The sequence below is a fragment of the Planktothrix sp. FACHB-1355 genome (assembly GCF_014748295.1).
Taxonomy (GTDB): Bacteria; Cyanobacteriota; Cyanobacteriia; order Cyanobacteriales; family Aerosakkonemataceae; genus Aerosakkonema; species Aerosakkonema funiforme_A.
Genome location: NZ_JACJUP010000118.1, coordinates 1 through 9,865, shown reverse-complemented (window position 1 = coordinate 9,865; position 9,865 = coordinate 1). Strand labels below are relative to the sequence as shown.

The following is a 9,865-nucleotide window of genomic DNA, read 5'->3' as shown; positions in this document are numbered from 1 at the left end:
GATTTAATTTCCGGTAATACCCGAAATACTTTTCGCAATCCGGCATCTCCGTCTTGACCGAGAAATTCTGCTGCTTGGCATTTAGCTAAAATCCAGTTTACCAACTTGAGCTTACCGCAGTTAGTATGCAAACCGAGATTGATATTTTGAGCGAAATTATGTCTGTGCATTATGGTTAAACGCTTTTAAATGTTCGTTCATGTAAAAGCGTTAGCTTTGCTAAAATATAGATGATAGGTTCAGAATTATTTAAAATATAAAGAAATAAAGATTTAAAAATTTAGGAGATTATCGAGGAAAGTGTGGAGCCGATGGGATCACTTCAAGAAGGGCAAGAAACCAAACCACAGCAGGCTAGTTCGAGCATCAATCCTAGAGACTGGGTATGGGGTTTTTGGCCTCTGGTGCCGCTCTACCCCTACAGCAAGCGTCGGACAGTTCGCACAGAAGCTTACGAAGATACCATCTGGACATTCGATCAAATACAAGGCATCTTATATACTGTCGTGCCGATTCGCATGACCGTTGTTAAGCTCTCAAAGGGCGGTCTGCTAGTTTATGCCCCGATCGCACCGACAAAAGAGTGCATCAAACTTGTCAAAGAGTTGGTAGCTATTCACGGCAATGTTAGGTACATCATCCTGCCAACTGCCTCTGGATTGGAACACAAAGTTTTTGTTGGCCCATTTGCCAGACAATTTCCTTCAGCACAGGTTTTTGTAACACCTTCTCAGTGGAGTTATCCGATAAACTTGCCTTTAAGTTGGCTCGGTTTTCCTCGAAATCGGACTCACGTACTACCGGAAGACAGTAGCTTAGCACCCTTTGCTGATGATTTTGAGTACGCCATATTGGATATCAATCTCGGACGCGGGTCGTTTGTGGAAGTAGCATTGTTCCACAAAAACTCGCGCACGCTGCTGCTAACAGATACAGTGCTGGCAGTACCAGAAGCGCCGCCTCCAATCGTTCAATTAGACTCCTATGCCTTGCTGTTCCACGCCAGAGATACAGCCTTAGATGTAATTACTGATAGCGAGGAAAACCGCAGCAAAGGATGGCAGCGGATATGCTTGTTTGCACTTTACTTCGCACCGAGCGCATTGGAGCCAGTATCGCTCAAACAGGCGTTTCGCGATGCCTTGAAAGCACCGGATAGGTCGAAAAAAGCTTATTTTGGTTTGTTTCCGTTCCGGTGGAAAGATGACTGGCAGCGCTCGTTCGATCGACTGCGAGGGGGCGGAAGACCTTTTGTAGCTCCCATTTTGCAAATCTTCATTCTCGACCACGCACCTAAGAAAACCCTTGACTGGGCTGATAAAGTAGCTAGTTGGAATTTTCAGCAGATTATAGCCTGCCATTTTGATGCGCCTATCCAGACAAGTCCGTATCAATTTAGACAGGCGTTCTCATTTTTAGAAAACGAGCAAACAGTAGGTAAAGTCAACAGCGGAAACCAGCTTTTACCGCCGGAAGACTTTGCGTTTATCATAGAACTGGAGCAGAAGTTAGATAAAAGTGGTATCACGCGATCGCCTCTGGAAAAGCTGTAAACGATGTAATTTATCAACAAATCGATCGCGGATGACAAATATTATCCCGCTCATCACTAAGCGGGATAGCCTTTTATTCAAATTTCATCAGATGCAATCAATCCTACGAGTTTAGGTACTAATAGTTTATGGGCGCTTGCCAAATTCTTGGTCATAGTCGAACGACCTTGAATATCATGTTTTAATGCCAGTTCCTTCAACTTAGCGAGAGTCAGTAGTTTGAGTTGTTCTTCTGTAGCCATCTGGTTGTTAGAATTGGACTCAGGAAAGGCTGCTTGAGTTTCAGAGCATACAACCGAATTTTCAGCAGTATCCCTATCTTGAAATTTGCTCTTTTGCTCGGAAATTACTAACCACTCTGCTACTTCAGCAGGAACTTCATCTGATGATTCATCTTCTGCATCAATTTCTGAGGAAGCTAGCTCTACTGGCTCGTTTGTAACTGTAGCACCATTTGCTTCTACTTTTGTTACCTTTTCAACAGGATTGGGAGTACCTTGATTAGCCGTTAATAGCTCTTGCAATAACATAGCAGTACTATCTCTAACTACCTGTAAATTTGATGGTCGCGCAGTTTGCATTAACTGTTGATAAGTGCTTACTGGTGCATGAAATACCAAACTTGACCATCCGGTAGTAGCGGTGCGATCGCCAATACAATGCTGGGATATAATTGTTGCATTATCTTCGATTAGCAATGCAATAATATCCCTAATAGCAGCACGAGCGCATAGGGGTGGAAAACGCAAGCGACCTGCTATATTATTATTGCTATCTTCAGAATTCAATTCAACTAAACTGAATTCTGAAACTCTCATAACTTGCTTGCGATCGCTCACAATTGTACTAGCTGTGGTAGGCATAATTCAACCTTTGTAATTATTCATTGTTTTTCGTGCGTTAGCACTGTTAGCAACTACTGCGCTTCAATTAGCTTTCGGATTTGTCTATGCAATTTGTTCAAGTGTCTGGTTAACAATTGTTTTACTCGCTCTTGCTTATTTTTGCGCCTTTGATGGTAGTAGTGATTTAATTGGTGCAGAAGAATTTTCAGGTTATTTTGGTTCATAAATGCCAAAAAATTAATTGTCCGTTTCCACTGTGCGTGTGAACGCAACGAAAACGGACTGATGGTATTAGCTACAAACTATCTACTGCACAAAAAGCATCGAAATGTGCTTTGATAGCTCTATAGGCGGTGCTGGAGAAATCACCCCACATTTGCTCTGTAGGTTGGTTTCCTATAAATGACAGGATGACTCCAAACCCAGCACCGCAATAGCGCACGGGAAATGTAACCTTGCCTAAATGCTGGTGAGGTCGCACTTGGATACCGAAAGAGAACAGCTTTCTTTCAGCTTTATTCAATTGTTGAATGGGGGCATGGCTAGTTTTAGCGAATGTAGTATTCATGGTGAGTAAACAAGCGATATGGAACTCATTGTTGAGAGCGTTCTGCTTATCACTTATTTACTTGCGTAAGCAATTTTTAAGCTGCTTTTTGTTCAGTTTGCTGGAAAGCTTGCCTTACTTCATTTGGCTGGGATTTGAGAATATATTTGATTTGAGCCCGAAGGTAATCCAATCTTTGATATCGACCGTTCACTCTCACGGCAATACCCAATTGTTTGCCAACAGAACGAATAGTAACCTGTGTACCTTTCTCAATTAATGTTAGTGTTTCACTATCAACTGCGGCTTCTTTTACGAGGTTAGAGGAAGGTTTCGTTCGCTTTTCTAACTGTTTAGTTACCAATCTAGCTTGATTAAAGATTGCTGGCGGAGTATCCGGTGATTGAGAAGCAGTTAATTGTTGTGGCGTAAGTTGTTGTTGGCAGTATAATAGTTTTGAATCACAACAATGCCAGAGTTTCACTAATCCTGTAACAAAATCTAGCGTCATCATCCCGAAGAATAAAGCCAGAACAATTTCAATGACAACTGTCAGAAAGTTTTGGAGGTTGGGGAGAAAAAGCATTCGTTATACCTGTAACGATTTGTCCACTTTCCAGCCTGTAGCGATTGCTGGAGTTTCATTGTTCTTTCCCCGTTAGGGGTCGCCGTGGTGACTTAAAATACGCTTTGTCAACAACAGGTGCTTGCCGCAGGCTTCCAAAAAGATATCTCTAAACCCATTGAGCTAGACGTTTTGGTGCAAGCGATCGTTGGGCTAGTTCGCTCAACTTAATCATAAGATAGCTATGAGCAAAACCCTAAATGTCACCAACAAGCCAGTAGATCTTTTGTGCCTGTGGAGCAGCGCCAGGAGAGCATTTCTAAGACTGCTTGCTACATAGAGCGAATTCGCCAACAGAGGACTCAGCATAGTAGTCTGTTCCTACGGCAGCGGCAAATAAGTCGGCGTTGCCGCAACCAATAGCGCAAGGGGCTAAGTCGAGGGTAGTTGCCACCAGATACATAGTTTGAAATACAGCACCCACATTTTTCAGAATGCCAGCATAGGCGATGGATTCGTAATACCAGGTAACTCTGGGAAATCGAGCCGCTAAAATAATTAGAATTTGAGGAGTTTGTCTCTCTGGATTATTTTGCGCTGCTTCCTCTAATAAAGCTTCCACTTGAGAAGTTTTAGGAGACACTAAAGAAAGTTGATGTTCTTGAGGATTGTAATGGTACAAACCAGAGGGTATGTGAGCGCAACAATTAATTGTTGTATAAACTTCTAGTTCGTAGCAAGCTCCGGCACTGGGATATGGCCGATTACTCAGTTCTTCTGTTTCTGTTTTGAGGATGTCTCTAACTCTGAGGGAACGGTAAAGAAATTCTCCCAGTTGGCGATCGCTAATTGGTTGGTTGCCATAATGTCGAATTGATTTTCTCTCTTCTAAAACACGAGTAAAAGGTAAATCATTTTTTTTGAGCGCTTCAATATCCGGTCGATATAGGGAAATAATACTGCCTGTTACCTGATTTTTAATAGCAGGAAGTTGGGGAATTTTATCCAAAAAACGATAGGTTCTCCCCACAGGTTGGCGATGTCTTCCGGTTCTCACCTTACTGTGGAAAAGTAAATCGTGAAATTCCCATTGCACAAGAGCATCCTGTTTATCTTCGGCAATTTCCCCCTCGATTTTAACTTCTGAAAGCATCTTGGCAGCATCAAGCAAATTGAGGAATTGTTGCACGGCATTTGCAGAAATACCAGATATTTTTTGGCATAGCTGAGAGTAAGAACATGGTTGGTTAAGTTCGGCTAAAATAGCGCCTCCCCGCCAATCAAGTATTACCAACTGCACCTTAGATAGGGGTGATTCCAGTACTATTTGATTGTTCTGGCGATGTAAATAAGCAAACCGCGACAAAACATAAGACTGTTTGGGAGAAACTTCCTGAATTGCAAAAGCGGGCGCTCTTACAAGGGGAACTATTTTGGCTAGCGGTGTTCCATCTGCACAGAAAGTTTGACAGATCAGGCCGAGGCGTTCAAATTGTTCGAGATAATAATAAAATTCAGGTAGTTTGGACAAACCATCAGTTTCTTGAACCAGAGAACTCAGTTGTTCCCGCGTCCCTCCATCGCCGCATAGTACTTGCCAAGCCTGCAATATTCCCAGCGAACAATTGGGCAAAGAAATTGTGTTTTTGGAGTAGGTTCCTGTTTGATAGTTAAGCACCCATTCCTCATTTTGCTGTTCTAGGGATATGCCTGGTAAAAAAGAAAGTATAGAAGTTTCAGACATTTGATATATTAAAAAATTGACTGGGGATTTAGCTTTTCTTCTGGTAATGGTTGTGAGAGCAATCCTAACTGCACGGGTACGTTGTAAAGTCGTCCTGGTGCCAATCTCCGCCAATAATGGCGCATTCCAGGAACAATAACTTTTACTACATTTAAATTGATATCGGGACGAGTTTGATCCAGCACAAACATAGACATTCCCATATTTTCGACAATTTTTTGGCAAGCTAGAACATCATTGAGTAAATCTTCATGGCCAAACTGGGAATAATCAGAGGAAATCTTTTCAGGTAGGGTAGGATGGGGAAGAAAATAGGGACAATCTTCAATAGTGGTTTGCTCCGGTTCATTATTGTTTGGGTCAGAGTTTGCCTCCCGTGTTGTAAAAACCGGGGGAAGTGCTTGATTAACCTCAGTTAAGGCTCTGGTAATTGCTATTTTGGCATCGAAATGCGTTCCAAAACCAAACAATAGCTGAGTGACTTTTCGAGCGAAAGTGCTAGAAATAGCGACAAAAGTGGGAATGCCAAAATCGCTGGTGACATCAAGAACCCAAATTAGGCGTTCAATTGTGCGGTAATATTCCTGTAGTCCCCGAATATATGGGTCATCAAAACTTGTTAAATTTACACCTGGTCTTTGTAAGCGATTGTACCACCACAAACAAACGCTATCCCGCTCTACTAATTCCATAAAGCCTTGTAGAATAGCTTCTTCTATATTATTTCCGGCTGCGGCTCCGTTCGAGTCTGCCCAGCAATCGGGACTTTGAGAGCGAGGATATCCGTAATAGCAATAAGCTGTAGGCAGATACTTGAAGGTTCGATCCGTTAAAGACCAAATGGGAGTCCAGTCAATTATCCGTGAGGTATCGAAGGGTTCTGGTATTTTTTGATGCGGGGGGCAATGTACATTCCAAAGATGTCGATTTTGATATTGTTTTGAGCTAAAGTTTAGGCAGGTATGGGGATGAATAGCTGTCTCGCCTAAGTCTTGATAAGTGGCGCGAATGCGGATTTCATCTCCCTGAAATGTGCCAGAGTAACGTTCTATTGCTTCGCACAAACCACTGGCTTTTGCTTGGTCTACGGTTTTACCTTTACCGCCGCTGCGACCCCTGACTGTTTGGCGGAGAAAATAAAGGTCATCGAACATCAGACCGAAGTTGTGTCCGGCTATATAGGTGTGATTCCAGCGATTGGTGGGGTGAGAAAGGCGATCCAGATTTCGCACTACTCCGGTAATCGGACTGATATGATGTCCGTATTGTGCCAAGGTTTCTTCTGGGGTGATGCTGCGATATCCGCCATCTTCGACAATGGCTTTGGGACGACTTTGTAAATTGATGGGGATGGGAGGGCGAGTAGGAGCGTATAATTCAGGTTGACCGCAACTGCAACATTGCGGACGCCGAACTAACTGATGGGAAAGCATTTCCAGCGACCTGAGATTCAGTGTTAATACCTGACCTTCTAACTGTTGACTTTCTGCTTGTGCAATCCATTTCGCAACTTCTGTAGCAGCTAAACCAAATGCAGTTTGAAGAGTAGAAGGTAGTGCAGCTTTAGAAGTAGGAAAAAAAGAGGGTTTACCTTTTCTTTGATGGATAAACGCATCTACAGGACGATTTCCTCTTAATCGCTGTGCTAAACATTCCCAACAACCTGTTTTTCCGGGATGGAAAATCGGCCCAATCCATATCACAGTTCCTACAGGTTTAACTAACATCCAAGGCTGCTGTAATTGCAGTGCTTTTTGATTAAAAATAGCCAATTCATCGCGCAGGTAATCATCTGTTAAAACAACCTGATATTTTCCTTGTTGATTTACCTGGAGATGCAGCGATTTTAAACTGGACACAAATAAGTGAGTGGGAATATTACCAAAGGTTGTTACCGCTACTTCAGCCGTTGGTTGCAGATAAGATACTTGTCGATTATCTATTGACAAGCTATCCCAAAAAGCGCCTGCTTCAGGAGATATACTGTTATCGTTTTCAACAATATATCCCTTCTGTTCTAATCGCATCAAAGCATAGTAAACTTCCGGTGCCTATGCTGCATCTGCCAGCAAATTCACCAACTCTTCTACGGTGCGAGAACCATCTAGCAAAGGAGCTAATTTTTGATAAATTTTTCCAGTCAAAAATATGGGATCTTGCTCCGATAGCAAAAAGACTCCTTCTGGTTCTACCACTTCTATATGGAAGCAATGCTTAAATCTCGGTAGACGAATCATATCATGTCCGGTTGCATCGGCATCGCGCGGGGGGCAGGTTTAGAGGCCAGAAACCGGGTTTGTTGGTAGAAACCCGGTTTCTTTGTGCAGGTCTCACCTTACTTTTTTGCTATTTTTTGTAAACAAACCCGGTTTGTTAGCTGTTTTGCTAAATATTAGCAGCAGGTTGGGATTCTATCTTTAGGAACTGCCGAGAGGTTACCGCTAGTCAAAGCTGAAAGTTGCTCTTCTGAAATATCCGCAGGCTTAGGAGGTAGGGGAATTCTCCAAACTACATCATCTGATAAACCAGGTGTCGAGCCGATACTCCAGTTGTGATTAAGTTGATCTATTTGTACCCGAACACCAGCAGGAACATTAATTCCTTCAACTTCCAAAGTTTCTCTCGGCTCGGCTAGCAATCTTTGCTTAAATTCAGCATCTAACCAGGCTTTCGCAATTAACATAGAAACACGCTCGCCGATTTCTTGCCACCCTTCTGGTAGCAAGCTGGCTTGTTCTTGCCCTGTTGAAAGTTCAGTATTTCCCACTTTTGCTTGGTAGACCATGTTATCTCCCCTTCACTGACGCTATATGGTACTGCCCTAGATTGTACAGGGATGAGCAATAACTGGCAATAGCGTCTGGCGACTCGGTGAGAAGGTCTGTAGGGGCGGGTGAGAGCCATTATCCCTGTATTTATCAATAAAACCTTGATTTTCGATAATAGCAGGCTCCATACGACTCAGATAGGAGTTGATAAATTTAAAGTTATCCTGCGGTGTCATAGTTTCTGACAAGGTGGTAAAGTCGCGAATATCAGAAAATAGCACCGACATTTCTTGCTGTATGTTGTCGCCTAATTTGACATCGACAATGCTCTCTTTTTCCAAAAATTGCAGAAACTGACGCGGCACAAAGCGGGAAAAAGCTTGGTTAAGTAGAAAAAGTTCATTAGTAAATCTTTCCCGTTCCGCTTCTGCTTTTTTGCGTTCTGTAATATCTTGAAAAGCAACAATAGCATAAGAAATATTTCCCTTATCATCAAAAATTGGTGTTCCCCAGACTTCTATGGGAACAACTTTATCAGGTTGGTAGATTTCCATGTCATTAACAGTTGTAGCTTCACCTTCTAATGCCCGCATTAAAGGATCTCGTTCCCTGGGGTAAAGTTGTTTACCTCCTGCAAGATAAACTTGATAAATTTCTGCCAACTGTTCATTGGAGGCATTGGCGACTATTCCTTTACCAAGAATCTGCTGTGCGGTTTGATTAACGTAGTAGGGGTTACCGCTAGCATCGACGACAAACACACCTACTGATACGGCTTCTAAAAATTGAGCTAGCCTTTTTTCATTCTCCTTGACTTCTGAATAAAGTTTGGCATTTTCAATCGAGATAGCTGCTTGAGAGGATAAAACTTTTAACACTTCCAATCTATCAGGAGTAAATGCACCTGTTACTAAATTATTCTCTAAATAAAGAAGGCCAATTAATTTACCTTGATTGATGATAGGAGAACACCATACTGATTTTGGTTGATAATGGATGATGTAGGGGTCAGCAGCAAAAGTTGTTTCGCTAGTAGCATTATCGAATACTAGAGTTTCCGATGTACGTGAGACATAGTTAATTAAAGTTACTGGAATTTCTTGACTAAATTCAATTGGTATTGACTCTAATATAGAGGTTAAGCACAATATTTCTAAATTAATAGAACTGCTGAATCCGGTAGCTTCAACTACTAAATTGCCTGCTTTTTGTAAGATAAAAACGCATTTCTGCGCTCCGGCATTTTTGATTGCCACTTGCATTAAAGTTGAAAGTAACTGCTCTAGGATAATTTCTCCTGAAAGAGCTTGGGAAGCTTTAATTACCGTAGCTAAGTCTAAAACTGCCGAACTACTTGTGCTAGTAGAACTAAGAGTTCCTTTTGTCATACGGGCTAGAGTATCGCTGGTATTTAGGTTAGTTTCTTGGTTAAGTACGGCGGTGAGTAATTGGGGATAACGTTTTTCTAAATCCTCTAATTTGACTTTTGCTCCCCAGCGAGCATAGGAGTAGTAAGCATTAATTAAATAAGTTTGAGCAATTGGCTGAAAACCCCAAGAAAGATAAAATTTGGCTGCTAATTCCTGAGCTAAAGCTTCTTCATTGATGTACTCATATTTTTGGGCTTCAGCAATAGCACGTTCGTAATAGTCCATTGCTTTTGCATTTTGACCGAAAATTCGATATCGCTCTGCTTCTACTAGATAAAATTTATGCAGGTAATTCATGGGAGCAAACTTTGCCCATTTCTGCATTTTTTTCTGGTTGGCTTGTACTTTAGCTATAAATTGTTTTTGCTGTGACTTTGAGGTATCTGGATATACCGCCAGCCGAGACAGAGAAT

The 9,865-nt window shown here is 42.0% G+C and carries 9 protein-coding genes; 1 reads left to right on the top strand and 8 read right to left on the bottom strand.

The window, feature by feature from the left end; translation table 11 throughout:
* The first annotated feature begins 311 nt into the window (after window positions 1–311).
* Window positions 312–1,553, top strand: coding sequence for a DUF4336 domain-containing protein (locus H6S82_RS08120; RefSeq protein WP_190463822.1), 1,242 nt, complete (start codon window positions 312–314; stop codon window positions 1,551–1,553).
* Between the two features lie 77 nt (window positions 1,554–1,630).
* Here the strand turns inward: H6S82_RS08120 and H6S82_RS08115 are convergent, their stop codons facing one another.
* The 8 genes from H6S82_RS08115 to H6S82_RS08085 all read right to left on the bottom strand — a co-directional run.
* Window positions 1,631–2,416, bottom strand: coding sequence for a hypothetical protein (locus tag H6S82_RS08115; RefSeq protein WP_190463821.1), 786 nt, complete (start codon window positions 2,414–2,416; stop codon window positions 1,631–1,633).
* A 277-nt stretch (window positions 2,417–2,693) separates the two neighbouring features.
* Window positions 2,694–2,966, bottom strand: a complete 273-nt coding sequence (locus H6S82_RS08110; RefSeq protein ID WP_190463820.1) for a hypothetical protein — start codon at window positions 2,964–2,966, stop codon at window positions 2,694–2,696.
* A gap of 76 nt (window positions 2,967–3,042) precedes the next feature.
* Window positions 3,043–3,531 carry a hypothetical protein gene (locus H6S82_RS08105; protein WP_190463819.1) on the bottom strand — a complete coding sequence of 163 codons (489 nt, stop codon included), beginning with the start codon at window positions 3,529–3,531 and terminating at the stop codon, window positions 3,043–3,045.
* A 298-nt stretch (window positions 3,532–3,829) separates the two neighbouring features.
* Window positions 3,830–5,254: a SagB family peptide dehydrogenase gene (locus H6S82_RS08100; RefSeq protein WP_190463818.1), complete on the bottom strand. Its 1,425-nt coding sequence runs from the start codon at window positions 5,252–5,254 to the stop codon at window positions 3,830–3,832.
* Between the two features lie 8 nt (window positions 5,255–5,262).
* Window positions 5,263–7,281, bottom strand: a complete 2,019-nt coding sequence (locus H6S82_RS08095; protein WP_242056858.1) for a TOMM precursor leader peptide-binding protein — start codon at window positions 7,279–7,281, stop codon at window positions 5,263–5,265.
* A 24-nt stretch (window positions 7,282–7,305) separates the two neighbouring features.
* Complete coding sequence (locus H6S82_RS33325; protein ID WP_242056857.1) at window positions 7,306–7,491, bottom strand: hypothetical protein; 186 nt, start codon at window positions 7,489–7,491, stop codon at window positions 7,306–7,308.
* A 155-nt stretch (window positions 7,492–7,646) separates the two neighbouring features.
* A complete protein-coding gene (locus H6S82_RS08090) occupies window positions 7,647–8,039 on the bottom strand; it encodes a hypothetical protein (RefSeq protein WP_190463817.1) in 393 nt (130 codons plus the stop codon).
* A gap of 36 nt (window positions 8,040–8,075) precedes the next feature.
* On the bottom strand, window positions 8,076–9,865 hold a 1,790-nt coding region (locus H6S82_RS08085), incomplete at its 5' end, for a GAF domain-containing protein (protein WP_191056133.1).